This window comes from Segatella copri, from assembly GCF_051861805.1.
GTDB lineage: Bacteria > Bacteroidota > Bacteroidia > Bacteroidales > Bacteroidaceae > Prevotella > Prevotella copri_M.
The window spans coordinates 229,697-254,436 of the sequence record NZ_CP146520.1; the positions used below are offsets into that span (position 1 = coordinate 229,697).

General features: G+C 46.7%; 25 protein-coding genes. 17 read left to right on the forward strand and 8 right to left on the reverse strand.

The features are described from left to right. Nucleotides 1-43: 43 nt before the first annotated feature. A complete protein-coding gene (locus V8Z93_RS00890; protein ID WP_203051244.1) occupies nucleotides 44-361 on the forward strand; it encodes a hypothetical protein in 318 nt (105 codons plus the stop codon). A 187-nt stretch (nucleotides 362-548) separates the two neighbouring features. Next, nucleotides 549-1,496 carry a peptidoglycan DD-metalloendopeptidase family protein gene (locus tag V8Z93_RS00895; RefSeq protein WP_218411902.1) on the forward strand — a complete coding sequence of 316 codons (948 nt, stop codon included), beginning with the start codon at nucleotides 549-551 and terminating at the stop codon, nucleotides 1,494-1,496. A 152-nt stretch (nucleotides 1,497-1,648) separates the two neighbouring features. Here V8Z93_RS00895 and rseP read toward each other — a convergent pair whose 3' ends face one another. The 6 genes from rseP to tsaB all read right to left on the reverse strand — a co-directional run bounded on the left by rseP (nucleotide 1,649) and on the right by tsaB (nucleotide 7,541). Next, nucleotides 1,649-3,031 carry an RIP metalloprotease RseP gene (rseP, locus tag V8Z93_RS00900; RefSeq protein ID WP_439432099.1) on the reverse strand — a complete coding sequence of 461 codons (1,383 nt, stop codon included), beginning with the start codon at nucleotides 3,029-3,031 and terminating at the stop codon, nucleotides 1,649-1,651. 103 nt (nucleotides 3,032-3,134) lie between these two features. Next, nucleotides 3,135-4,295, reverse strand: a complete 1,161-nt coding sequence (locus V8Z93_RS00905) for a 1-deoxy-D-xylulose-5-phosphate reductoisomerase (protein WP_439432802.1) — start codon at nucleotides 4,293-4,295, stop codon at nucleotides 3,135-3,137. Between the two features lie 11 nt (nucleotides 4,296-4,306). Next, nucleotides 4,307-4,828: a ribosome maturation factor RimM gene (rimM, locus tag V8Z93_RS00910; RefSeq protein WP_203041142.1), complete on the reverse strand. Its 522-nt coding sequence runs from the start codon at nucleotides 4,826-4,828 to the stop codon at nucleotides 4,307-4,309. A 22-nt stretch (nucleotides 4,829-4,850) separates the two neighbouring features. Continuing rightward, the gene (gene murA, locus V8Z93_RS00915) at nucleotides 4,851-6,161 is read right to left on the reverse strand and encodes a UDP-N-acetylglucosamine 1-carboxyvinyltransferase (RefSeq protein WP_203051240.1); all 1,311 of its coding nucleotides are present in this window, start codon (nucleotides 6,159-6,161) and stop codon (nucleotides 4,851-4,853) included. Nucleotides 6,162-6,197: 36 nt separating this feature from the next. After that, complete coding sequence (locus V8Z93_RS00920) at nucleotides 6,198-6,803, reverse strand: DUF4290 domain-containing protein (protein ID WP_217762727.1); 606 nt, start codon at nucleotides 6,801-6,803, stop codon at nucleotides 6,198-6,200. A 45-nt stretch (nucleotides 6,804-6,848) separates the two neighbouring features. After that, a complete protein-coding gene (gene tsaB, locus V8Z93_RS00925) occupies nucleotides 6,849-7,541 on the reverse strand; it encodes a tRNA (adenosine(37)-N6)-threonylcarbamoyltransferase complex dimerization subunit type 1 TsaB (RefSeq protein WP_439432100.1) in 693 nt (230 codons plus the stop codon). 91 nt (nucleotides 7,542-7,632) lie between these two features. On the opposite strand from tsaB, the gene V8Z93_RS00930 reads away from it, so the two are divergent. From V8Z93_RS00930 to V8Z93_RS00990, 13 genes are all read left to right on the forward strand, one after another. Next, nucleotides 7,633-8,511: a YicC/YloC family endoribonuclease gene (locus tag V8Z93_RS00930; RefSeq protein WP_218411906.1), complete on the forward strand. Its 879-nt coding sequence runs from the start codon at nucleotides 7,633-7,635 to the stop codon at nucleotides 8,509-8,511. 12 nt (nucleotides 8,512-8,523) lie between these two features. Then, nucleotides 8,524-9,096: a guanylate kinase gene (gene gmk, locus V8Z93_RS00935; protein ID WP_203051236.1), complete on the forward strand. Its 573-nt coding sequence runs from the start codon at nucleotides 8,524-8,526 to the stop codon at nucleotides 9,094-9,096. Nucleotides 9,097-9,101: 5 nt separating this feature from the next. After that, entirely contained in the window at nucleotides 9,102-9,686 is a 585-nt protein-coding gene (gene nadD / locus V8Z93_RS00940; protein WP_218411908.1) for a nicotinate (nicotinamide) nucleotide adenylyltransferase, read from the forward strand. A 48-nt stretch (nucleotides 9,687-9,734) separates the two neighbouring features. Further along, complete coding sequence (locus tag V8Z93_RS00945) at nucleotides 9,735-11,618, forward strand: phosphoethanolamine transferase (RefSeq protein WP_439432101.1); 1,884 nt, start codon at nucleotides 9,735-9,737, stop codon at nucleotides 11,616-11,618. Beyond that, a complete protein-coding gene (locus tag V8Z93_RS00950; protein WP_439432102.1) occupies nucleotides 11,615-12,760 on the forward strand; it encodes an acyltransferase family protein in 1,146 nt (381 codons plus the stop codon). Before V8Z93_RS00945 ends, V8Z93_RS00950 begins: the two co-directional genes overlap by 4 nt. Before the next feature lie 18 nt (nucleotides 12,761-12,778). Continuing rightward, nucleotides 12,779-13,558: a hypothetical protein gene (locus tag V8Z93_RS00955; RefSeq protein WP_439432103.1), complete on the forward strand. Its 780-nt coding sequence runs from the start codon at nucleotides 12,779-12,781 to the stop codon at nucleotides 13,556-13,558. Between the two features lie 132 nt (nucleotides 13,559-13,690). Then, nucleotides 13,691-14,092: a hypothetical protein gene (locus tag V8Z93_RS00960; RefSeq protein WP_439432104.1), complete on the forward strand. Its 402-nt coding sequence runs from the start codon at nucleotides 13,691-13,693 to the stop codon at nucleotides 14,090-14,092. Nucleotides 14,093-14,156: 64 nt separating this feature from the next. Then, the gene (locus tag V8Z93_RS00965) at nucleotides 14,157-15,167 is read left to right on the forward strand and encodes an acyltransferase family protein (protein WP_439432105.1); all 1,011 of its coding nucleotides are present in this window, start codon (nucleotides 14,157-14,159) and stop codon (nucleotides 15,165-15,167) included. Between the two features lie 11 nt (nucleotides 15,168-15,178). Continuing rightward, nucleotides 15,179-16,084, forward strand: a complete 906-nt coding sequence (locus V8Z93_RS00970) for a decaprenyl-phosphate phosphoribosyltransferase (RefSeq protein WP_203041154.1) — start codon at nucleotides 15,179-15,181, stop codon at nucleotides 16,082-16,084. A gap of 48 nt (nucleotides 16,085-16,132) precedes the next feature. After that, nucleotides 16,133-16,774, forward strand: coding sequence for an HAD family hydrolase (locus V8Z93_RS00975; protein WP_203041155.1), 642 nt, complete (start codon nucleotides 16,133-16,135; stop codon nucleotides 16,772-16,774). A gap of 51 nt (nucleotides 16,775-16,825) precedes the next feature. Continuing rightward, entirely contained in the window at nucleotides 16,826-17,836 is a 1,011-nt protein-coding gene (locus tag V8Z93_RS00980; RefSeq protein ID WP_439432106.1) for an acyltransferase family protein, read from the forward strand. Between the two features lie 86 nt (nucleotides 17,837-17,922). Continuing rightward, nucleotides 17,923-18,360, forward strand: a complete 438-nt coding sequence (locus tag V8Z93_RS00985) for a GtrA family protein (protein WP_203041157.1) — start codon at nucleotides 17,923-17,925, stop codon at nucleotides 18,358-18,360. A 13-nt stretch (nucleotides 18,361-18,373) separates the two neighbouring features. Then, nucleotides 18,374-19,813, forward strand: coding sequence for a DUF6080 domain-containing protein (locus V8Z93_RS00990; protein WP_439432107.1), 1,440 nt, complete (start codon nucleotides 18,374-18,376; stop codon nucleotides 19,811-19,813). 23 nt (nucleotides 19,814-19,836) lie between these two features. Here the strand turns inward: V8Z93_RS00990 and V8Z93_RS00995 are convergent, their stop codons facing one another. Next, nucleotides 19,837-20,709 carry a beta-1,6-N-acetylglucosaminyltransferase gene (locus V8Z93_RS00995; RefSeq protein ID WP_439432108.1) on the reverse strand — a complete coding sequence of 291 codons (873 nt, stop codon included), beginning with the start codon at nucleotides 20,707-20,709 and terminating at the stop codon, nucleotides 19,837-19,839. A gap of 258 nt (nucleotides 20,710-20,967) precedes the next feature. Here V8Z93_RS00995 and V8Z93_RS01000 point away from each other — a divergent pair, with 258 nt between their 5' ends. Next, nucleotides 20,968-22,305: a DUF6080 domain-containing protein gene (locus V8Z93_RS01000; RefSeq protein ID WP_439432109.1), complete on the forward strand. Its 1,338-nt coding sequence runs from the start codon at nucleotides 20,968-20,970 to the stop codon at nucleotides 22,303-22,305. Between the two features lie 25 nt (nucleotides 22,306-22,330). Continuing rightward, entirely contained in the window at nucleotides 22,331-23,305 is a 975-nt protein-coding gene (locus tag V8Z93_RS01005) for a glycosyltransferase family 2 protein (protein ID WP_439432110.1), read from the forward strand. Here the strand turns inward: V8Z93_RS01005 and V8Z93_RS01010 are convergent. Beyond that, nucleotides 23,241-24,677 (reverse strand): lipopolysaccharide biosynthesis protein, encoded by a 1,437-nt coding sequence (locus V8Z93_RS01010; protein WP_439432111.1) that lies wholly within the window; start codon nucleotides 24,675-24,677, stop codon nucleotides 23,241-23,243. The genes V8Z93_RS01005 and V8Z93_RS01010 overlap by 65 nt on opposite strands. Nucleotides 24,678-24,740 lie beyond the last annotated feature (63 nt).

The following is a 24,740-nucleotide window of genomic DNA, read 5'->3' on the forward strand; positions in this document are numbered from 1 at the left end:
AGTAATCATAAAGTTCAATGTTCAAAATTCAAAGTTCAAAGTAATGGATAGAAGACGGAAACCAGCCATCAGGGAGCCTCGCCCCGACCTCAGCATGGACGAGATGCGAGCCTATCTGATGGAGTTAAAAGAGATAGAAAGCGTTACGGGCATCAGATACATCAAACTGCACGTAACGGCTAAAATGATTATCGGAATCAGGGAGACATCGGGTAAGGAATTCACTATCAATCTCGATGATCTCTACCGTGCTTATCAGGAATGTCTCCGCTTTACAAGCCCGGAAGTGAAGAAATACATCTTCATGGGGCACTCACCCGCTGTGGCATTGCTTAGACTACTAACAAAAGTTAAAAGTTAACCAGTCACGTTAAATATAAGGCAGTTGGCGTTAACAGCCTTTGTTAATTGGAATATTTTTGTTATATTTGCAACGTCTATATAACAAAACTGCACCTTAAGGTATTTACCCACGCAGTTTTTGCAGAATTTCTTTTATGATTTTGCGCTTATTGACATCGACCTAAAAAGCAAATATAAAAAGTAGTATGAGTTTAAAAAAGCAAATAAAGAAGATTTCGGTCGTGGCGTTGTTGGCGTTAACAACTGTTCCGGTTTGCGGACAAGATCTGTTGGCTAGACAAGCACCAGTAGACCACCGTATGAAATCATTGGATACTCTTGCAGTATCACATTATCGATTGATGGAAGATAGAGAAAATCCTTCTGCTGAGTTGTACGAAGATTTCTCTAACAAGTATGCCCACAAGGCAACCGCATTGCCTGAACGTTATCGCATAGATCTCCGTCATTTCTGCATGCCAACATCTAGTCGTGTTGTCACAAGTAACTTCGGTTACCGTGCTAGCTTTGGCCGCCAACATAAAGGTATGGACATCAAGGTTTATATTGGCGACTCAATCCACGCTGCCTTCTCAGGCAAGGTTCGCATCGTAAGATATGACAGAGGTGGTTACGGAAAGTTCATCGTAATTCGTCACAACAATGGTTTGGAGACCATCTACGGTCATCTCTCTGCGCAGCTCGTTTCCGAGAATCAGGAAGTAAGAGCTGGAGAAGTGATTGGCTTGGGTGGCAATACAGGTCGAAGCACTGGTTCGCACCTCCATTTCGAGACCCGTCTCTGTGGTGTGGCATTGAACCCAGCCCTGTTCTTCGATTTCCGCAACCAGGATGTCACTGGCGATTTCTACGATTTCAAGCGTGACAGTTACGAGAACGAGTATGCTGAGGCTAACGCTGCCCGTGGCAAGGTTGGCAACGGCGGTTACACCAGAGAGCAGGTTAACGGTGGCGAAGTGGGCAGATATTCTGCCAGCCCTTCTGGCGAAAAGCTTTACCACAAGGTTAAGCCTGGCGAGACGCTCATGAGCATCGCAGAGAAACGTGGTGTAAGCGTAGAAAAGATTTGCCGCCTCAACGGTTACAGAAAGGACAAGAAGCTTCTTCCTGGTCAGATTATCCGCTACTCTTAATCTTAAGATAAGAGCTACATAAATATAAGACATAAAAAAAAAGATGTGCTAGATTTTTCTTGCACATCTTTTTTTTTATGTCTTATCGATTTCTTTTCGATTTAAGATCTGATTTCTTATCCGATTTTCTTTTCGTATTTCCTACCTATCTCTTACATGATTCCGAAGAATCGCAAAACATCGTTCAGGTTGGCTACCACCAACAGCAAAACGAGAATACCGAAACCTACATACTCGGCACGTTCCATGAACTTATCGCCAGGCTTGCGGCCAGTAATCATCTCGTAAAGGAGGAAGAACACATGACCACCATCCAATGCAGGAATAGGCAGGATGTTCATAAACGCCAGAATAATGCTCAGGAATGCGGTCATCATCCAGAAAGCATGCCAATCCCACATAGAAGGGAACAAGCTGCCCAAGGCTCCGAAACCGCCCAAACTCTTGGCTCCTTCCTTGGAGAACACATACTTCATATCACCTACGTAGCCTGCCAAGACGTTCCAGCCATACTTGATACCGGCAGGGAAACTCTGGAAGAAACCATAACTGATATGGGTTACCTTGTAATCGAGCATCACAGGATGATTGTAGAAGCCAAACTTCACATTCTCCTTATCTGCCAACAACAGGACATTGTTCTTCAAGGTATCGCCAGAAGCCTTCATATACTCAACGCTGGCTGTTAATGCCTTTACGCTATCCTGATGGGTTGAAGCAGATGCAAGCACATCGCTTATGCGTCCCAACTCCAACTGGAAGTCGTTAAACGACTCTACCTTCTTGCCATTAATCGCCAGAATCTTATCGTCCTTAGCCAAACCAAGCTTGCTGGCAGGAGAATCCTTCATCACGCTGTCAATCTGAAGCGGAATATAAACCTCTACGAAGCGAGGACTCTCCTTAATCATGCTCAGCATGTCGAGGTCGCCCGGCAAATTCAGGCTCATCGGCTTGCCATTACGGATGATATCCACACGAGAGGCGGTAGAAATATCGCGATACATGTCGCCATCGAAGGTCTTGAACTCGCCCTTCTCTGTACCCACCAGGATATCATGATCCTGGAATCCAAGTGCCTTGGCCTCGGTATTGAACTTCATACCCTGGGTCATGTCCTTGGTAGAAACATAATCATCGCCCCAGTGGAAGAGAATCATAGAATAGATGAAGAGCGCCAACACGAAGTTGACCAGCACACCACCCACCATGATGAGCAGACGCTGCCAAGCTGGCTTGCTGCGGAACTCGTATGGCTGTTCTGGCTGTTTCATCTGCTCGGTATCGAAACTCTCGTCAATCATACCCGAAATCTTGCAATATCCTCCGAGAGGCAACCATCCCAAACCGTAAGTGGTATCAGAGTTCTTTGGCTTGAACTCGAAAAGATGGAACCATGGGTCGAAGAACAGATAGAACTTCTCTACTCTTACGCCGAAGAGTTTGGAGAAGAAGAAGTGTCCGCCCTCATGGAGCAGCACCAAGATGGAAAGCGACAGCATCAGCTGCAACGCTTTGATCAAAAATACTTCCATTTATTTACTTTGAACTTTAAACTTGGAACTTGGAACTTTATGATTAGTCCTACGTTCTGCGTTCATTTTTAACTATTAATTATTAATTCTACATTATTAATTATTACTTGTGCATCAGCTCTGTGGCTATGCGGCGAGCCTCAGCATCTGTGTGCAGATAAACATCGAGATCAGGATTGCTGTCAAAGGTGGCCTTTGCCATTGTTTCTTCGATGATATCCGCCATCTGGAGGAAGCCACACTCGCCCTTGCGGAAACCGGCATTCACAATCTCGTTGGCTGCATTCACTATGCACGACATGTTACCACCTTTCTTAATGGCATCGAAGGCAAGCTGGAGACACTTGAACTTCTTGTAGTCTGGCTCGAAGAACTGCAAGTCCTGAGCCTTGAAGAGGTCGAGACGGTCGCCATTGAGATGCAGACGCTGTGGGAAAGAGAAGGCATACTGGATAGGCAGGCGCATATCCGGCACGCCCAACTGAGCCTTTACCGCTCCATCGGCAAACTGCACGGCACTATGCACGATGCTCTGCGGATGAATCAGCACCTCTATCTTCTCGGCAGGAACGCCAAAGAGCCACTTTGCTTCTGTTACCTCAAAACCCTTGTTCATCAGCGAAGCAGAGTCGATGGTAATCTTGGCACCCATATCCCAGGTAGGATGCTTGAGGGCATCGGCAGCAGTTACCTTCTCCAGCTGCTCGTGGGTAAAGTTGCGGAAAGGACCGCCCGAGCAGGTGAGGAGAAGTTTCTCCACCTCGTTGTCGCCCTCGCCTACCAGACTCTGGAAAATGGCACTGTGCTCACTATCCACAGGAAGGATAGGCACATGATACTCCTGGGCAAGATTGCAGATCAGCTCACCCGCCACCACGAGGGTCTCCTTGTTGGCAAGACAAATTTTCTTGCGGGCCTTGATGGCATGGATGGTTGGCTCCAAACCCGAGAAGCCCACCATGGAGGCAAGCACCATATCGATAGGTTCAGCCTGCACAATATCGCAGAGAGCCTGTGCACCCGCATAAACCTTGATATCAGGTTCGTCACTAAGCATATCCTTCAGCTCCTCGTAGCGAGCCTCATTGGCTATGACCACAGCAGCCGGGTGGAACTTGCGAGCCTGCTCGGCAAGTTCCTGCACTCGGTTGTTGGCGGTGAGGCAATACACCTCGTAACGGTCACTATGCTGCTCGATGACATCCAGTGCCTGTGTACCGATACTTCCCGTAGAACCGAGAATACATATTTGTTGTTTCTTCATCATTATATCATTTATAAGTCAAGCAATCCTTCGGGGATTGCCATTCTGATTTCCTTCTTTTCTGCACTCACTTCCTCGATGAGGTCGTTGCTGGCAGGAATGAGGATGTCATCGCCTTCCGGGGTTGTCACCTCGAAGAGGAGATTGAGGGTAGAATCATCTACACGGTCGAGTGTTCCAACCAGCTTTCCACTTACGGAATCCACCAGGTTGAAACCGATGATTTCTGCCCAAGTCATGTTCTCTCCGTCGCTATCCGAAAGATGACGAGGGAAAAAGACCTCGCAACCCGTATAGTTGCGTGCCTGCTCCTGGGTGTCGATGTCCTCAAACTTCACGAGCACATTCTCATCGTTCTTGAAGCGATACTCCTCCAAATAGAAAGGTACGAGGATGCCATCGATGTCGAGCACCAGATACTCAGCATCTACTCTGTCGAAAACATCATCGGTGATGGCGAAAGTAATCTCGCCCTTCACACCATGAGGCTTGCCCAACTTACCTATCTTATATACTTCGTCTCGTCTTATCATACTTTACTTTGAACTTTGAATTTTAATCGCAAACACGAGTAATCTTGGCACCCAAAGCATCGAGGCGCTGTTCGATGTCCTCGTAACCACGGTCGATTTGGGCGATATTGGCGATGCGGCTCGTACCATTGGCACTCATCGCAGCAATCAGCAAGGCAATACCCGCACGGATATCAGGACTGGTCATTCTGCCAGCACGCAACTTAATCTTATGGTCGTGACCTACCACTACGGCACGGTGAGGGTCGCAGAGAATAATCTGGGCTCCCATGTCGATAAGCTTATCTACGAAGAACAGGCGGCTCTCGAACATCTTCTGATGGAAGAGTACGCTGCCACGAGCCTGCGTTGCCACTACCAGGAGCACAGACAGGAGGTCGGGCGTAAGTCCTGGCCAAGGTGCATCTGCCAGCGTCATGATGGTTCCGTCGATAAAAGAATCTACCACATAGTGCTTCTGCTCAGGGATAACGAGGTCATCGCCCTCTACCTTCACCTTCACACCCAGACGGCGGAAAGCATCAGGAATGATACCCAGATTCTTAACTGATACATCCTTGATGCGGATGCCCTCGCCACACATGGCAGCCATACCGATGAAGGAACCCACCTCAATCATATCAGGCAGGATGCGATGCTCGGCACCATGCAATTTCTTCACACCCACGATGGTGAGCAGGTTGCTGGCAATACCGCTAATCTGGGCACCCATCGAGTTGAGCAGATGACAGAGCTGCTGGATGTATGGCTCACATGCCGCATTGTAGATGGTAGTGGTACCTTCTGCCAGCACCGATGCCATGATGATATTGGCAGTACCCGTAACCGAAGCCTCATCGAGCAGCATATAGCAGCCCTTCAGCTTCTTGGCCTGAATCCGATACACATTGCGCTCCTCATCATGCACAAAGCTGGCACCCAAATACTTGAATCCCAGGAAATGGGTATCAAGACGGCGACGACCAATCTTGTCGCCACCCGGCTTGGCGATGGTAGCCTTGCCACATCTGCCAAGCAAAGGTCCAAACATGAGCACACTGCCACGAAGCGAAGAACACTTCTTGACGAACTCCAGACTGTCGAGATATTCCAAGTTCAGCTCATCACTTTGGAATGTATAGTCATGACGACTGTTTTGGGTAACCTTGACACCAATTTCCTTGAGCAACTTGATGAGGTTGTTCACGTCCAGGATGTCAGGCACATTGGTGATGCGCACTGGCTCATCGGTAAGGATGGTGGTACAAATCACTTCCAGCGCCTCGTTCTTGGCTCCCTGTGGCGTGATGGTACCCTTGAGCGGATGACCGCCCTCTATGATGAAAGACTCCATAGGCTTCTCTATCTATATCTTATTATAAAAAGGTGATTACTTTTTCTTCTTGTTATTGGCTGCAGCATTACGGGCTGAGGCATCCTTCACTTTCTCAAACTCAAAGGTGTCAAGATCCAACTGAATCCTGCCATCGGTGAATCGGGCCAAGTCGGAAGCCACCTTCTGCTCGTCGCAGGAACCATGGCTCCACTGAACCAGATTGCGATGCATCTGGTTGGCAGTCAATCTCACCAGTTCATCACGCTCCTCACCAGGTTCCATGGTCTTCAACTTATCGAAGATTTCGAAAAGCATGGCTCCATAATGGCGCACAGGAATTCTCTGCATCGGATAATCTATCGGTGCAGGCTTCTTGGATATCTTCTCGGCATCCTGCACATCATAAGGGTAATCAATGTCGAGCTGAAAACCGCTCATGATGGCGAGATGGTCCCAAAGCTTCTGCTCATGGTTCTCCACGCCCCTGTTTTCAGGGAACATACGGTCCATGATAGCGATGATGGCTTCAGCACAATGCTGGCGCTCGTTGCGGTCTTCCAACTGCACACAGTAGTCTACCATCTGCTGAATCTCGCGTCCATACTCTGGCATAACGAGTTTCTCTCGCTGCGTATTATAATCTAATCCTTCTTTATTCATATTTCAATTTTTGTAAATTCATTCAAGGCCGCCAAGCCCTGCGCACTAAATTAACTTCTTAGGCATCTTGGCCACAAAGTCCTTCAAGTAGAAAGGAACGAAGTAAGCCACATCCTCAAACTTTCCTTCCACAAATCGCTTCTCGGCAAGCGGAGCCATGTTCTTTGCCAATGGCTCTATGCCTTCCACGAGGTGGGCATTAGGATGGTTGATAGTCTCCATGCACTTGGCTGCACCGTTTCCGAAGAAGTATACAGGGTGCTTGTCAAGATACTCCTTGTAGGTATCAGCATCCACAATATCCGCCTGGATAGGACGAACCACCTTCAGGGCGCGGTCGAGCACTTCGGCATAAACCTCCATGCGGCGGGCATCGAGCATTGGTATGATGAGGGCGTCTTCCTCCTCTGGATGTTCGCCAAGCAATACTGGCACTGCCATCAGTTCGAGGGTAGGAACGGCGATGAGTTTCACGCCTCGTCCATAACAGATGCCCTTCGCCATACTCGCTCCGATACGCAATCCGGTATAGGAACCAGGACCACAACTTACAGCCACAGCCTCCAGTGGAAGACCATGGGAATCGAGGAAATCAAGAGCCTCATCTACATACACACCCAACTTAACAGCATGGTTAGGACCTGAGTGATCTTCCTTGTTAAAAATCACCTGTCCACTATCACTAATAGCCACTGAGCACACGTCCGTACTCGTCTCAATATTCAATATACACGACATAATTAAAAAATATATTCTTAAATAAGGTGCAAATATACTCATTTTCTCGCTTTTTTTTGTACTTTTGCAGAAATTTAACGCGAAAGATTATATGATACAGTCAATGACAGGCTTCGGAAAAGCTACCGCGGCCTTTAAAACAAAGAAGATTAATGTAGAGATAAAGTCATTAAACAGCAAGAATCTGGACCTCTCTACACGTATTGCTCCTCTCTACAGAGAGAAGGAGATGGAGATTCGTCAGTATATCGCTAAGTCTCTGGAAAGAGGCAAGATAGACTTCTCTATCTGGGTTGAGAAAGATGCAGCTACAGACGCTACTCCTATCAACGCAGAACTTGTTCAGAATTATTATCAGCAAATCAAGAAGATTTCTGCTGAAACCGGTATTCCTGAGCCAACAGATTGGTACAGCACTTTGTTGCGTCTTCCTGATGTAACAACGAAGACTGACGTGGAAGAACTGACCGACGAGGAGTGGGAAGTGGCAAAAGCTGCAATTTGCGAGGCTGTGAACCATCTCATCGCCTTCCGCCAGCAGGAAGGAGCCGCTCTCCAGAAGAAATTCACCGAGAAAGTGGATAACATTCAGGCTCTGCTTGCAAGCATCGAACCTTACGAGAAGGCTCGTGTTGAAAAGATCAAGCAGAACATCGTGAGTGGCTTGCAGCAGATTCCGAATGTGGAGTACGACAAGAACCGCCTGGAGCAGGAGCTTATCTACTACATCGAGAAGCTCGACATCAGCGAGGAGAAGCAGCGCCTTGCCAACCACCTGAAATATTTCCGTGAGACCATGAACGAGGAAGGTCACGGCGTGGGCAAGAAACTCGGCTTCATCGCTCAGGAGATGGGACGCGAAATCAACACTACTGGTTCCAAGAGCAACCAGGCTGAAATGCAGAACATCGTGGTGAAGATGAAGGACGAATTGGAACAGATTAAGGAACAAGTGCTGAATGCACTTTAATTGGAAAGTAAAATGAAGAACGGATTATTAATTTTCAGTGCCCCATCGGGCAGCGGCAAGAGTACCATCGTTAACTGGCTGATGAAGGAGCATCCTGAGTTGAAGCTGGCCTTCTCTATCAGTTGCACCTCTCGTGCTCCTCGCGGTACAGAGCAGAATGGTGTGGAATATTTCTTCCTCTCGCCAGAGGAATTCAAGGCGAAGATTGAGACCGATGAGTTCCTGGAGTATGAGGAAGTTTACCAGGACCGATTCTACGGCACCTTGAAGTCGCAGGTAGAGAACCAGCTTGCCAACGGCGAGTCGGTGATTTTCGACGTGGACGTGAAGGGTGGTGTCAACATCAAGAAATTCTATGGCGAACGTGCCTTGAGCATCTTCGTGCAGCCTCCTTCGGTAGAGGAGTTGCGTCGCCGTCTGGTGGGTCGCAATACCGATGCGCCTGAAGTTATCGAGCAGCGCCTTGCCAAGGCTAGCTTCGAGCTGACCTTCGCTCCTCAGTTTGACCACGTGGTTGTAAACGACGACCTGGAGAAAGCCCAGCAGGAAGTTTACCAGCTAGTAAAGGACTTTTTGAGCGAATAATTGAAATGAAAAAGGTAGGAATCTTTGGCGGAAGCTTCAATCCTATCCATACCGGCCACATCGCATTGGCTAAAAGCCTTTGCGAGAAGGCGGGGTTGGACGAGGTGTGGTTTATGGTTTCACCCATGAACCCATTCAAGAAGACAGCCACCGATCTGCTCGATGACCACCTGCGCCTGGAAATGGTAGAGAAGGCTTTGGAGAAGGAGCCTCAGCTGAAGGCATGCGACTATGAGTTTCGCCTGCCCAAGCCTTCCTATACCTGGCACACGCTGCAGGCCATCAGCAAGGATTATCCGGAAACAGAGTTCACCCTGCTGATTGGCGGCGATAACTGGGCGGCATTCGACAAGTGGTATCACCATGACGACATCCTCGCCCACTACCCCATCGTGGTTTATCCTCGCCAAGGCTCCAGCATCGGTGAGGTTCCGGCAGGTGTAACCATCGTAGAGACTCCCCTGCTCAACATCAGCAGCACGGAGATAAGACAACACATCAAAGAAGGAAAGAGCATCGAAGGAATGGTTCCTCCATGCATTGAGAAGCTGGCTATCAAAAACTACAGCCCTCTCTCAACTTCCCTCTAAACTCTTTAAACTCTCCATTAAATCACATTTAACAACAAATAGAAAGATATGGGTTGGAAAGAAATTATCAAGAAGTGCCTGAGCTTAGTTTCGGCTCCTATTCGCAGGAATGCGAACTTCTTTGTATTCATGTACTTATTAGGCATGATCAGTTCTATCGTGACCACACCAGCCAAGGGGTCTTTGTATGGTAATCTGTTCCTGGAACTCTTTACCGACCTCTACATCTTGTGTGCCATCCTCGCCATCTTCCCTAGGAAGGTGCGTTTGGGCTTACGTGGCGTGCTATACCTTATATTATATAGCGTCGCTGCCGCCGACACCTATTGCTTCGTGAATTTCGGTGCCACGCTCAATCCTTCTATGCTGATGCTGGTGGGCGAGACCAACAGTTCGGAGGCTAGCAGTTTCCTCTCGGCGCTCATCTCTACGGAAGTCATCTTCAGTAGTGTGGGCTGGATTTTACTCCTGGCACTCATCCAGATACTCATCGCCCTCTTCCGCAAACAGCTCATCAAGGTTTACGTCTTCCTCATCACCGTACTCGAATTGGCTTCGCTCAAAAAACGGTTGATGGCCATTCCCCGTATGACGGCTGCCATGCCAGCCACCTTCGGTATCCTCTGTCTGGCGCTCCTGATTACGGGCGTCTGTACTTCCTGGCATAACAAGGTGGCTTATCACAAGCTCATGAATGGAAGCACCATTGGTGAAGTGGAGCATATCCTGACGGAGAAAGACCATGCCGTGCTCTATCTGCCAATCTACCGACTCCACTTCAGTATCTACGCCAACCAACTGGCGGCACACCAGATTACCCAACTCATCCATGCTGCCCATGAGGTGAAGGTAGACAGTTGCAGCTATCGCTCGCCTAACATCGTATTGATTATCGGTGAGAGCTTCGGTCGCCATCATTCCCAGCAGTATGGCTACTTCATGAATACCACCCCTCTGCAGGTGGCATTGGAGAAGAGCCGCAAACTGACCAAGTTTACCGATGTGGTAACCTGCTGGAACCTGACCAGTTTTGTATTCAAGAACATGCTTTCTACCCATGTTGTGGGTGAGAAGGGTGAATGGTGCGACTATCCGCTCTTCCCGGAGGTGTTCCGCAAGGCAGGCTACAACGTTACCTTTATCACCAACGAGTTTCTGCCACAAGCCAAGGAGGCGGTTTATGATTTCAGCGGCGGCTTCTTCCTGAACAACCCGGAACTGAGCAAACTGCAGTTTGACCATCGTAACACCCAGCTCCACGATCTGGACGACGGACTTCTGAAGGATTACGACGACAGTTTGAAGAACTTCCAGAAGGAGCACAACCTCACCATCTTCCATCTGATGGGACAGCACGTGAACTACAAACAGCGCTATCGCATGAATCAGGGCAGATTCTGGGCAAGCAGTTATGAGGATAAGCGCCCTGAGCTGACCAATGCACAGCGCAAGATGCTGAGTCATTACGACAACGCCACCCTCTACAACGACTCCATCGTGGCACAAATCGTGAAGCGATTCCAGAAACAGGATGCCATCGTCATCTACGTGCCAGACCATGGCGAGGAATGCTATGAGGAGAACCGCGGCTTCATCTGCCGTAACCACTCAGCCAATATCGACTGGCCTCTGGCACACTATGAGTTTGAGATTCCATTCTGGATTTATTGCTCACCGAAGTACATCAAGGCTCACCGCAAGATTTACAAGCAGATACGTGCTGCCAAGGACAAACGATTCATGACCGATGCCCTGCCCCACCTATTATTATATCTGGCAGGCATCGAAACTCCAACCTACAAGGAAGAGTACAATATCCTGAGTCCGAAGTACAACGAAATGCGTCCACGCATTCTCAAGAACTCTGTAGATTACGACAAGCTTCGTGATGAATATTATAAGAAACAAGAAAAGAAAGGAGCAAAGAAATGAATCAATCGATACTTTCAAGAAATGCATGCAATGCATTGAGAGGACTTGCCATCATCGGCATCTTCCTGCACAACTACTGCCATTGGCTCGGTCCTATCGTCAAGGAGAATGAGTATCAGTTCTTCCTGCGCAACGCTGACTGGCTGACACAGGTGCTGGCGAATCCCGACATCAACCTGCCGATCCACCTGCTGTCGTTCTTCGGCCATTACGGTGTGCCCGTGTTCCTCTTTCTGAGTGCATACGGACTGGTGATGAAGTATGAGGCAAAACCTCATATCACAGCAGAACAGCAAGCCCAGATGTATAGCATCTCGGGCAAGAATCAATCGTGGAGAATCAATTGGCGTGAACCTCTGCGCTTTATACGCTATCATTATCTGAAGCTCTTCAAGATGATGATCGTGGGATACGTGGCATTCACCCTGATAGATTACATCACCCCGGGTTCTCGTCACTACGAGGTATTGGGCATCGTTTCAATGCTGGGCATGTTTAATAATGTGCTGCCTAATCCTGACGACATCATCTGGCCGGGTCCTTACTGGTTCTTCAGTCTGATGCTGCAGTTATACATCGTATACCGCTTGTTTCTCTATCGCCGTCATTGGGGATGGACGGTGGGACTGATGCTTATCTGCATCGGCATCCAGCTCATCCTGGGCTTCGATAATCCAGAAAGCGAGGCGATGAACCGCTACCGCTACAACTTCATGGGCGGCATGCTGCCATTCGGACTGGGTATTCTCTATGCCCGCTATGGCGAGAAGATACTCATGACCTTTCATTCGCCTATCACCAATTTCTTCGGCTGCATCTTCTGCATCTCGCTGATTTACAGTTTGAGTCTTAACATGATAGGATGGACCTTTGTTCCGTTCTTCATCTGTCTGCTCTGCGTACTCGTGGCAGAGATGCTGCAAGACATCAGTTGGCTGTCAGGTATTTATAAGGTTTTAGAGTGGATGGGCAGCATATCAGCCGCCCTCTTCGTGAGTCATCCGATTACCCGCAAAATCTTCATTCCTATCAGTCGTCATGGCGACATCTATGCCGGATTGCTGCTCTACATCATTGCCAGCATCTGCATAGCGTGGCTCTTTACCCAACTGATGAAGAAAATTCCGAATCCGAAGTACTAAACAAAGAGACAACCCATCATGCCAACACTCTCAAATAAGAATATAGTTATGACCATTGCTTCCCTGGCAATGGTCATAACCTTTATTGTTTATATAGAACATCATCATTGCCAGGAACAACTGTTGGTTCTATCGGATGCCATCAGCAGTATCATGACAAATGTCACGCATAGCAACAACCTCAATCTCCTGCTCATCGTCTGCATCATCGTTGTCGCCCTGTTAGATATCATTATCTATGCTTATCAAATGAACCAGAAGAAAAGTTTAACGATAAGAAGAATGAAAGGTGATATGAACGAGATACAGGCAGAAATAGCAACAACAAAAGACAATTGCATCCAAGAACTGGCTGAAGTATCCCGAAAACTGGAATCGCTTATCAAGAAAGACCAAACCGTAATCAACAGACAGAAAGAAGAACTAGCCAGCAAAAACAACAGACTAAAGGAACATACAAAAGACATCGCAGCCATTAGTGACGGTTTAAAAAGCCTATATTATATTCTGAATGATGAAGAGGATCTCAAGTTAGACAAGCATCAGATAGAAAACATCACCAAATGCTACAGACTGATAGACGAAGACTTTGTTTCTCTTCTTGAGCATTTAAAGGGGAAAACAATCACCCCAAAAGAAGAAATGCTTAGCATTCTTTGGAGAATCGGAAAGGACAAGGAATCCGTGATGAAGATTCTAGGACTATCCAAAGACGGCTATCGCCAATTGAAATTTCGCACGTTGAAAAAGCTCAAGCAAGAAACTTCATTCAAGCGTTTTTGTGATAATCTGGAGTAATTTTTCAAATCATTGGATTTCATATCATCTGGATATCAGCGATTTACAAGAAATGCTCTATAACATGCTATTGCATATTCCAAAAGAATCTGTTACCTTTGCAGTCAATTATTCACTCAAACCAAAAAGAAAATGACAGATATTCTTGTTCTAACATTAACCCTTCTCATCGCTTGGGGTGCCTATACTCTAGTAGGCAAAGACAGCAATGAAAAAAGCAAAGGTATATTGAGTCTGGCTTATATCTTCTGCATCATGACCGCCATGGAATATTACCGGGGAGGCATTGCGGGATGCATCGTTATCCTAAGCATTTCACTCGCACTCATATTCCTTCGTTATTTATGGAAGTCAGGACATAAACTTCCATGGACTATCACTCTTCTTGCCGAATGGACTTTCCCTATCGTCTTCTATAACACACTGGATAGATTCAGCGGACTATCCAGTGGAATATGTTTGGCAATTACACTTGCATCCACCCTCATAGGATTGGGAATTATCGTTTTTATCATCTTCAAACAAGAAAAATAACTCCTTTCATTTCGTTGAATCATTTTTTTTATGTATTTTTGCACAGAAGTATATAAAAACAAGAATGAATTGGAAGATTAAAGACATAGAACTGGCGAATATCAGCAGATTTCGCGGAGAATTGATGGGAGCGGCGATGCTCTTCATCATCCTCTTTCATGTGGCATTGCCTAGGGAAGACGCCTTCTACGGACTCCGAAGGATGGGCAATGTGGGGGTAGATATGTTCTTATTCCTCAGCGGAATAGGACTGTGGTTCTCGTGGATGAAGACTCCTTCGGCAAGGCATTTCTTCATCCGCCGCTATCTGCGCATCTATCCCACCTGGCTCATCATCGCCTGTCTCTTCTATATTCCTAACTTTCACGGCGGAAGCACCTGGAACTGGATCAATCTCTTTGGCGAGATAACCATCAACTGGGGATTCTGGCTGCACGACGAGCTTAACTTCTGGTATATTCCTGCCACGATGATGCTCTATCTCTTTGCCCCAGCCTACATGGAACTCATCAAACGGCATCCTATCTACCGATGGCTGCCGGTGGTGATGATTATGTGGTGCATCCTGGTACAATACGTTACGCCCATCCATCATGCCGTAGGACATCTTGAAATATTCTGGAGTCGTGTACCTATCTTCTTCATAGGCATCAACATGGGAGAGATGGTGCGACAGAAACAGACGCTGGATGGTGCATCGATATGGATGATATGGCTCATGTTCCTGATGACCCTGATGGCAAGCATCTTCCTGGAGCAGGAGAAACACGGCATGTTTCCACTCTTTCTGGAACGCATGCTCTACATCCCGCTCACCATCACCAGCATCCTGCTGCTCAACCGTATCTTCCGCCGCACTCCCCATTGGTTCAACCGATGCTTCATGCTTGTGGGAGCACTCAGCCTGGAATGTTATCTTATCCATATCCACTTTGTTCTCAAATACATTGAGCCTCATCATTGGGGATATTGGCCTACCTTCTTTGCCTGCATAGGCATCACCCTGCCTGCAGCATGGATACTGAGTAAGATAGCAGGCTGGATTTCCAGAGAATTATCTAAGATTATCAAGTAAAAAAGGTTTTTATGAACGAGAATAAAACAAAAGATAGTAAAGGTTTTGCTGCCTTGATGCGACTGATTCGCCCCAAGCAGTGGATTAAGAACATGTTTATCTTCGTGCCACTTTTCTTTGGTGGTGCCCTATTTCATACCGATGCCTTGCTGGCTGGCTTGATTACCTTCATAGCCTATAGCTTTGCTGCATCGAGCATCTATTGCTTCAACGACATCTATGATGTGGAGGCAGACCGCCGCCATCCCGTGAAATGCCATCGTCCGATAGCATCGGGAGCGGTGAGCGTAAAACAGGCATACGGACTGATGTTCCTGATGTTTGTCCTCTCGATGGGAGCGTGCAGTTTGCTCGATTCATGGAAAACAATGGGCGTCATTGCCTTCTATTGGCTTTTAAATCTCTGCTATTGCGCCAAACTGAAACAGTATGCCATCATCGATGTATGCATCGTAGCCTTCGGTTTCGTGCTCCGTCTGTTGGCTGGTGGTATAGCCACCCAAATCGTTCTGAGTAAATGGATTGTGTTGATGACTTTCCTTATCACCCTCTTCATGAGTTTTGCCAAGCGCCGCGATGACGTCTTGCGGATGGAGAAGACGGGCGAGGCACCTCGCAAGAATACCAGCAGATATAACCTCACATTCATCAATCAGGCGATAACCATCACCGCCTCAGTTACCCTGGTATGCTACATCATGTACACCGTGAGCCCTGAGGTTATCGAGAATTTCCACACAGAATACCTCTATCTTACCAGTGTCTTCGTATTGGTGGGCTTGCTGCGCTACATCCAGATAGCCGTGGTTGACCAGAAAAGCGGCGACCCTACGAAGATTATCCTTCGAGACAGAATCACCCAGTTTATCGTTCTCGCCTGGCTACTCTCATTCCTCTTCCTTATCTATATAGAATAAGGAGAGTACATCTTTATAAAAGAGCACATTTTAAACACGGAAAAAGAAATGAAGAAGAAATTATATTGTTTCGATTTCGACGGAACCCTCACCACGAGCGATACATTGCTTGAATTCATCAAGTATGCCAAGGGAAAGGGACGCTTTCTGATGGTATTCCTGATGTATAGCCCCTTACTGGTGCTGATGAAGCTGCACCTTTATCCCAACTGGAAGGCAAAACAGCAGATATTCGCCCACCTCTTCGCCGGCATGCGCATCGAGAAATTTGATGCGCTCTGCCGTGGTTTTGCCGAAGAGAATCAGCATCTGCTCCGTCCCAAAGGCATTACCTTAGTGCATGAAGCATTGGTAGCAGGGGCAAAAGTATTCATAGTAAGCGCCAGTATCGACAACTGGGTACGCCCTTTCTTTGAGATACGTAATCTGAAAGGCATCCAGGTCTTGGGTACTCAGATAGAGGTAGTAGATGGCAAACTTACAGGCTATTTCAAGTCGAACAATTGCTACGGTAAGGAGAAGGTGAACCGCATTACAGAGGCACTAGTCTCTTCGCAAGCATCACATTCTGAATCTGCAAAATCTTTCGAGCGTTCTGAATATGAGATAGAAGCCTTTGGAGATAGTCGTGGCGACAAAGAGATGCTTGCCTTCGCCGACAAGGGACACTTTAAACCATTCAGAGAATAATAAACTTCCTGTTACAGAAAATAACATGATAAGAAATACTGAGAATATAACATGAAAAGAAATACAGACCTCGACTTGATACGAGCCATCCTCATCATTCTCATGATATTGATTCATATTGTGAGTTTCGGCAATGCATACCCACATCTGAAAGCTGGCATTCTCTCGTTTATGATGCCTACCTTCCTCATCATCACGGGTTATCTTGTCAATATCGAGAAAACCGGAAGACAGATGGGAAACTATCTGAAATGTCTCGCCCTGCCCTATGTCATCATGGTGACAGGATTCTCAGTCCTCTCCTATTATATGCCGGTGAGAGATGGCATCACAGAGCTCTCCCTCTCCCAGATAGGCGAGAAAATCTTCATCACTTCTATCGGGCCCTATTGGTTTATCCAAACTATGATTATCTGCGGAACTCTCTATTACTTCAGCTTCCGTGGAAGGAATTGGAATGATTTACACAAGAATTATACAAAAAGAGATACCTATGCCAGCCTTTTCGTCTTCGCACTTACGCTGCTCCTGATATCAGAAACTCCAGCTCTATCGGCAAGTGCTGCTGCCTATTATTTCATCGGTGTAGTCATCCGACAGAGCAAGACGGAGTGGAGCAAGCTGTTCCGCCACGAATTCTTCGCCATTTTCCTGTGGATTTATCTGCTCTACCGCGATGACTGGTACGACTGGGGCAACCTGGCCATCGTTTTCTCCTGCTGGTGCTGTATCAGTTGCCTGCTGTTCCTGCAACACCTGCTCGATATTCCTGAACGCTTCAAGGATTTCAGTCCCATGATAGAAAAAGTGGCAAAGGTGACCAACAGAATCAAGGACACCTTATTATATATAGGGCGCAACACGCTGCCTATTTATCTCTTCCACCCCATCTTTACGATGGCTGCGAAGTTCTATCATCCCCTCTTTGCCTGGGATCCGAGCGAGATTTCGTTTGCTGCCGTCACCGTTATCCTTGCCATTATAGGCAGCCTGCTCATCGCCAAGGTGATGGAGAAGACCAAACTGGCTTATCTCTTCGGAAAAGGGAAATTATTAAGATAAATCCAGACAGATCAATATTTTGTAGAAAGAATATTTGCTAAATACAGGAAAAAGGCGTATTTTTGCACGCCGAAAAAGATAAAACGATGAATATCAAGAACAAGATAAACAACATGGATGACTCCAAACGAGAGAAATTGGGCGAAGTCATCAGATTCGGCATTGTAGGCGGACTAGCCACAGTGCTGCAATATGGCATCTACCTGGCCATCATGCCAGTGTTGAGCCATTTCATTCCACAATTGGGCGACCATACTCTGGCTACTGCCGCCAACACCATCGCCTATGTCGTGAGTTTCATCTTCAACTTCATCGCCAGTACCCGCTATACTTTTAAGGTGAAAGCGAATGCCAAGCGAGGAGCAGGATTCACACTCTCGCATGTCGTCAACTATTCGATGCAGACCATCTGCCTTAACCTCTTTGTAGGATTAGGACTCGCTAAACAGTGGGCGATGATTCCAACGCTCTGCATCTGTATTCCTGTAAACTTCTTATTGGTAAGATTTTTCTTAAAGAAATAGAAAAGAGAAAGAAATGAAAAAGGTATTCGATATTTTTAGAATCAAGCGAGAGGAAAGAGGAGCGGCACTCGTGGCACTTATCATAGCATGTGCCCTCAACGCCCTGACTATCATTAAGTACTACGCTCAATTCTCGCAAATCACAGATAGCTATCATAAGCTTTTCGTCAAAACCTTCCATGTGGCAGGTTTCGACCCACTTACCTACAGCATTGTATCTCACTGGGACACAGAATACAATGTATATCGCCACCCGCTGCTGGCGTTCTTCATGTATATTCCCAACCAAATCAACCAAGCGTGGATAGAACTCACGGGAACAAATGGTGTCCAGTTGATTGTGGGAGCCATTCTGGTATTCTGTGCCTTCTATTCATTCATCTTCCTTTACAGGATATTCAGAGAAGTAATTGGTACCGAGCGTTTTGATGCCAACCTACTCTCTGCGTTCTATTTTTCATTCGCCTATGTGATGGTTTCGGCGATGGTACCCGACCATTTCATCATGTCGATGACGATATTGCTCTGTACGCTCTATATCACAGGCGTCTGCATCAAGAAAGGCAGAAAGCTCACCATCTGGCAAAGCATCCTGCTCTTCGTATTTACCGCAGGTGTTTCGCTCAACAATGGTTTGAAAACCTATCTTGCTGCTCTCTTCACCAACGGCAGGAAGTTTTTCGGAATCAAATACTTTCTGCTAGGCGTCATCCTGCCAGCTGCCCTCATGTGGGGCTTTGCCAGATGGGAATACCGCACCTTTGTATGGCCTAAGGAGATGGCCCGGCATGAGGCTAAGATGAAGAAAAACAAGGAAGCCACAGCCAAGATTTACCAGCAATATCAGGATACTGCTCAGGTAAAAGACTCGGCAAAGGTAGAAGCAGCCGTCAAGAAAATCATCAAAGACAATGCGCATGCCAAATATGTACGCGACCATAAACAGATATGGAACAAGAACACAGGCAAGCCTATCGCCAAGGGCGAATTCATGAACTGGACCGATAAAACAACCTCCAGAGGCGAAACCCTGGTAGAGAATTTCTTCGGCGAAGGCATCATGCTGCACCAGCAGAACCTCCTGGGCGACGTATTGCGCAACCGCCCGGTCATCGTGAAATATCAATCGCCCGTGAATTATGTGGTAGAAGCATGCATCGTTCTGCTTTTCGTACTTGGAATCCTTGTCGGAAGGAAGTCTAAGTTCCTATGGCTCACCATGACGTTCTTCCTGCTGGATGCCGCCCTCCACATCGGTTTAGGCTTCGGCATCAACGAGGTTTACATCATGACGGCACACTATATGTATGCCCTTCCCGTCGCCATCGCCTTCCTGGCGCTCAAGACAAAAGGAAAGAGCATCAAATGGGCATTCAGAGGATTGATGTTCGCCATCACCCTCTATCTTTGGATAAGCAATGGCTATCTGCTAGTGAGCTACATGCTAGGATAAGAAGCCTGAACCACAAGAAGCTGTTATCCAAAAGAAGCCTTGATCCAATGGATGATATCCTCATGCTTCATATCAAACTTACGGGCAAAGAGGCGGTTGCTTTGCTTCAACTCCTCTTTGTCTGCTAAGGTCCAAACGTATGGATTACCCCGTTTCCAATCAATGAGTCGCATGCAGCCTTCGTATTCATCTTTTTCTGAGTACAAGGCGGCTCGGAAGGCAGGATGGTTCCACACCAAGGTTTGCAAGAAGAATTCATCAGGGCAGAATGTGTAATTGAATCTCTTCAATACAAACGGCTTCTGGCTCACCACATACTCCACGCATGCCTGCGTGATACTCACCCAGTTGGCACCCTTGGCAAAATCCATCTTCGGGCGATGCAGGAAAGGCATAAGCAACATGGAAAGATATTTATTGAGTCGCTTGGTAATGGCATTCAAAGCCCCATACTTCGAGCGGGTAAAACTCGTAAAGAGCCAATAGCGCATCATCTTCCTACGGCAATCCCATTCAAATTCCTCGCCATGATTGATGCCCACAAACTCCTTGCCCTGATGCGCATCGAAGAACTGATGAATGTAATCCTGCGATTTAATAGGCAAATCCTGTCCACTCAGCAGATGGTAGTAGGCATAAGGTCCATGCTTCAAAGCCTCCTCGAAAAGCACATACTCCGCCTTAATCTGACTCAGATTTCCCCAACGCACATCTACCCTCTGTTTCAAAACAAAGAGGCGGGCCTTGGAAAGAGCCAGCGGTTCAGCGCCATCAAGCATATTCGATTTCCGGTCGATATGCAGAAATATATCATTTCGCTCATCATCGAGCATCGACAGCAATACCCTTAGAAGCGGCAAGCTGCCATGAGCCATTATCAGGAAAGCATGTTTCATTGTTACTATCTTTATCTGTTTTACTGTTTCAAATTACCATATTCACATCATGGAAAACTCCATCATAATGGACGCAAAGATACATCAAATAAAAGAGAACACAAAATAAAACTCCGTTTTTATCTAAAAAAGCCACAAAATAAAGCTTATCATTTTGAAGATTCAGAAAAAACAATTACTTTTGCAGCGTTAAGCCGATAATGCCGGATGCATCTATCCGACAAAAGGAGAAATAGAACAAGAGAAAATAATCAGAAAATGAACAATATATTTAAGATTAAAAAAGAAGAAAGGCTCTTTGCCTTGATTGCACTCATCACTATCATCGCCTTCAATGTGCTGATGATAACCTATCATTTTGAAGATTTCGGCAAACCGAAGGCTGGATTCTGGACACTCTTTACCAAGAACTTTCAGATTTCAGGTTTCGACCCATACACCTATCTTACCCTCTCGAAGTGGAAGGTGTATTACACGGAGTATCGCCACCCCATGCTCCCATTCTTCCTCTATCCTTTCTCGGTACTGAACGGTTGGCTGATAGAACTCACCTCAAGAAACTGGGCGACTACCATCGTGGCGGTGATGATGACTTTCTTCTCCACCTACTCCACACTCTTCTTCCGAAGAATTTTCAGAGAGGTGATGCAGTTGAAGGCAATAGACAGCAATGTGCTTACGGCGATGCTCTTTTCCTTTGCCTACGTACTGCTCGTCACCTTTGTGGATGACCATTTCGGCATGTCGCTTTTCTTCCTGTCGATGACACTTTATATAGCCGGCAAGCAGCAGCTGGAACACAGAAGCATGCCTTGGTGGCAGAGTGCCCTGCTCTTTTTCTTCACAGCAGGCATCACGCTGAGCAATGGCGCCAAGACCTTCCTTGCTGCCCTCTTTACCAATGGCAAAAAACTCTTCCGTCCAAAATATCTGGCATTGGGAATTATCTTGCCTACCCTGCTGATAGGAGCTGCAGGAATCTATCAGAACAAGGCATTCATTATTCCTAACCGTCTGGAAGGAGAACGACTCGTTGCTAAGAAAGCAGCAAAAGACAGCACCTTTAGGGCAAAAATGGAACAGAAACAAAAGCACGATAAGGCTATCGCTGGCAAGAAAATTCAGAAACGAGGCATGCTTTCATGGGCTGATATGTCTATCTCCCGTTCAGAATCATTGGTTGAAAACGTTTTTGGCGAATCGCTTATCCTGCATAGGGAACATCTTCTGGAAGATATCCACAGCCATCGCCCGATATTCGTGAAATATCAGACTCCTATTCCTTATATCATAGAGGGTATCATCGTCGTTTTGCTGTGCATAGGCTTTTGGATGGGAAGAAAATCGGCCTTTCTCTGGCTCACAGCCTCATGGGTGGCATGCGATGCCTTCATCCACCTGGTAATGGGATTCGGACTGAACGAGGTTTATATCATGGCTGCCCACTGGGCGTTCATCATTCCTATCTGTATCGGATACATCATCAGAAACTGTAAGGAGAAATATCTGCCTTATTTTCGTGGAGGACTCGCAGTTATCACCATCTTCCTGTTCTTCTATAACAGCACGCAGATATTCGAGTATCTAACAAGATAAAAAAGTATCTTAGATTAAAACCATCATGCTGAAAGTAAGTATTTTAACCCCTATCTATGGGGTAGAAAAATATATCGAACAGTGCGCCCGTTCACTGTTCGAGCAGTCGTATGCACCTATCGAATACATCTTTGTAGATGACTGTACCCCCGATAAAAGCATCGGTATCCTACAATCGCTTCTCAAAGAATATCCGGAAAGAGCTCAACAGGTACGCATCATCCACCACGACAGGAATCGGGGCGTGGGCGCCGCAAGACAGACGGCATTGATGGCAGCTACAGGCGACTATCTTTTATTTGCCGATAGCGATGACATGCTGCCGAAAGATGCAGTAGAAAAACTGACCACAAAAGCCGAAAGCACCCATGCCGATCTGATTGATGGCGGCTACCGGGAATGGTGCGATGGAAAAGCAGGAATACTCCAGAAACCTTTTGACGTTTCTGATGAGAAACTACTCAAACTGCTCGTTTGCCAGAACATCATCACCAATCGTCTGTGGGGCAGAATCTATAAGCGTTCGCTCATCATGGAGCACAGGATATTCTTTGAAGAGGGCATCAACTATGCAGAAGATCTTTTCTGGAATGCCCAGTTCATGTTTTATGGCAAAAAGGTGAACATCGAAGATGCAATATATTACTATCGCACCGACAATGAGAATTCCTATAATCACAATATCTCTGAAAAGAATCTCCTGTCATACTTCAAGTCAACCCGCCGACTCATCGATTTTTTCGAGCAGAATGATAAGGAGCATCAGTATCTCAGGGCCACAGAGATAGGCATCGTCAATGCCTACCGCTGGGCGGCAAACGCACAGGTAGCCTTCGAAAAGGTGGATCAGGCACTCGCCTACAAGCCTAAGAGCTACCTCATCCGCCTTATCATCAAGCTCATCAAAAAAGGCGTACCTGTCAAGAAGGTGAATCTTATCTACCTCGCTTACAGAAGGCTATACACTCTTCTAATATCTGCACCTTCAGCAGTTTCATGATACAGAAGTAGATGATGGCTGAAACCAGCAGACGAACCAGCAGCAAGAGATAGATGTTCTGCAAGTTGCGGGTAATGAAATAGGTGGCCACCATGGTGGCTGCCGCACATAGCATGAATGGCAGTATATCCTTTGCCACATCACGGAATCGCAAGCCTGCAACACGCTTCAGCATCCACTGCCAGACCAAAAGCCAGGCTATTATAAATAAGGTATAGGCTATCACCATAGTCTGGATGCCATATTGATGACAAAACAATACCAAGGCGAGCAAACCCACTACCTGACCGATGTTGCACCACATATACACATCAGAACGCCCCTTGCTGATAGCCAGGTTCTGATAGAGCGTATAAATCGGCATAAAGGCACCGCTCACACAAAGAATCTGCAACAGCGGCACACTGGCTATCCATTTCTCATGAATCGTAATCAAGATGAATTCACGTGATACCAGGGTCAAGCCAAACATCAATGGGAAAGAAAGGAACGCCGTGAAACGGAGCATTTTTCTAAACACCATCAACTCGCGGTTCTTATCGTCTTGGATAGAAGCCAAGACGGGTTGCGCTATCTGTCCCACCGTATTGGCAACAAACGAATTAGCCTTGGTATCCCAGTTGTATGCCTGACTATAGTTACCCACATCATTTATCGGATAAAATCGGCCAAACACAAAGGTCAACACATTGTTGCTCACCGTATTGATGATATTGGTTACCAGGAGTTTCACACTGAATCCAAACATCTTCCTCACGGGTCCGAAATCGATATGAAAATTCGGACGCCATCCCGTATAATAATATCTTCCGATATTCAACACAAGGATGAAGATGACCTGCTGCCAAGCCAGACTCCAGTAAGCCATCCCGTTGAATGCCAGCACCAATCCCACGACATTCGAACTGATCAAAGCCATGAAATTAACAATGGTTATCTCCTTGTTCATCATGTTCTTCATCATATACCCGTTTTGGGCGATACCAAACGAAGAGATGAAGAAACTCAGGAACACGAAGCGCGACAAGGAGGTGAGACAAGGCTGATGGAAGAAATCAGCTATCAGCGGCGCACAGAAAAAGAGCACCACATACATGGTAAGACTCACCAGGACATTAAACCAGAACACCGAATTATAATCGTTGTCGGTGGGTTTCCTGATATTCACCAACGCCTGGGTAAAACCGCTACTCTGCAGATTGCCCGCAATCAGGGTGAAAATGGTGAGGATGCCGATAATACCATAATCGGCTGGCGACAACAAGCGCGCCAAGAAGATGCCAAAGAGGATATTGAGAACCTGGGTGGAGCCACTGTTCATAGCTCCCCAAAACAATCCCTTGGCGGTTTTTTCCTTTAATGATTCTGCCATCGTTTCTATCTGATAAATATGGAATATTACTTGATTTTACTTTTTAAAGTGCAAAAGTAGCAT

Coding starts and splice junctions, on each gene's coding strand:
- V8Z93_RS00890 (WP_203051244.1), top strand. CDS start 44: ATGGATAGAAGACGGAAACCAGCCATCAGGGAGCCTCGCCCCGACCTC.
- V8Z93_RS00895 (WP_218411902.1), top strand. CDS start 549: ATGAGTTTAAAAAAGCAAATAAAGAAGATTTCGGTCGTGGCGTTGTTG.
- rseP (WP_439432099.1), bottom strand. CDS start 3,031: ATGGAAGTATTTTTGATCAAAGCGTTGCAGCTGATGCTGTCGCTTTCC.
- V8Z93_RS00905 (WP_439432802.1), bottom strand. CDS start 4,295: ATGAAGAAACAACAAATATGTATTCTCGGTTCTACGGGAAGTATCGGT.
- rimM (WP_203041142.1), bottom strand. CDS start 4,828: ATGATAAGACGAGACGAAGTATATAAGATAGGTAAGTTGGGCAAGCCT.
- murA (WP_203051240.1), bottom strand. CDS start 6,161: ATGGAGTCTTTCATCATAGAGGGCGGTCATCCGCTCAAGGGTACCATC.
- V8Z93_RS00920 (WP_217762727.1), bottom strand. CDS start 6,803: ATGAATAAAGAAGGATTAGATTATAATACGCAGCGAGAGAAACTCGTT.
- tsaB (WP_439432100.1), bottom strand. CDS start 7,541: ATGTCGTGTATATTGAATATTGAGACGAGTACGGACGTGTGCTCAGTG.
- V8Z93_RS00930 (WP_218411906.1), top strand. CDS start 7,633: ATGATACAGTCAATGACAGGCTTCGGAAAAGCTACCGCGGCCTTTAAA.
- gmk (WP_203051236.1), top strand. CDS start 8,524: ATGAAGAACGGATTATTAATTTTCAGTGCCCCATCGGGCAGCGGCAAG.
- nadD (WP_218411908.1), top strand. CDS start 9,102: ATGAAAAAGGTAGGAATCTTTGGCGGAAGCTTCAATCCTATCCATACC.
- V8Z93_RS00945 (WP_439432101.1), top strand. CDS start 9,735: ATGGGTTGGAAAGAAATTATCAAGAAGTGCCTGAGCTTAGTTTCGGCT.
- V8Z93_RS00950 (WP_439432102.1), top strand. CDS start 11,615: ATGAATCAATCGATACTTTCAAGAAATGCATGCAATGCATTGAGAGGA.
- V8Z93_RS00955 (WP_439432103.1), top strand. CDS start 12,779: ATGCCAACACTCTCAAATAAGAATATAGTTATGACCATTGCTTCCCTG.
- V8Z93_RS00960 (WP_439432104.1), top strand. CDS start 13,691: ATGACAGATATTCTTGTTCTAACATTAACCCTTCTCATCGCTTGGGGT.
- V8Z93_RS00965 (WP_439432105.1), top strand. CDS start 14,157: ATGAATTGGAAGATTAAAGACATAGAACTGGCGAATATCAGCAGATTT.
- V8Z93_RS00970 (WP_203041154.1), top strand. CDS start 15,179: ATGAACGAGAATAAAACAAAAGATAGTAAAGGTTTTGCTGCCTTGATG.
- V8Z93_RS00975 (WP_203041155.1), top strand. CDS start 16,133: ATGAAGAAGAAATTATATTGTTTCGATTTCGACGGAACCCTCACCACG.
- V8Z93_RS00980 (WP_439432106.1), top strand. CDS start 16,826: ATGAAAAGAAATACAGACCTCGACTTGATACGAGCCATCCTCATCATT.
- V8Z93_RS00985 (WP_203041157.1), top strand. CDS start 17,923: ATGAATATCAAGAACAAGATAAACAACATGGATGACTCCAAACGAGAG.
- V8Z93_RS00990 (WP_439432107.1), top strand. CDS start 18,374: ATGAAAAAGGTATTCGATATTTTTAGAATCAAGCGAGAGGAAAGAGGA.
- V8Z93_RS00995 (WP_439432108.1), bottom strand. CDS start 20,709: ATGAAACATGCTTTCCTGATAATGGCTCATGGCAGCTTGCCGCTTCTA.
- V8Z93_RS01000 (WP_439432109.1), top strand. CDS start 20,968: ATGAACAATATATTTAAGATTAAAAAAGAAGAAAGGCTCTTTGCCTTG.
- V8Z93_RS01005 (WP_439432110.1), top strand. CDS start 22,331: ATGCTGAAAGTAAGTATTTTAACCCCTATCTATGGGGTAGAAAAATAT.
- V8Z93_RS01010 (WP_439432111.1), bottom strand. CDS start 24,677: ATGGCAGAATCATTAAAGGAAAAAACCGCCAAGGGATTGTTTTGGGGA.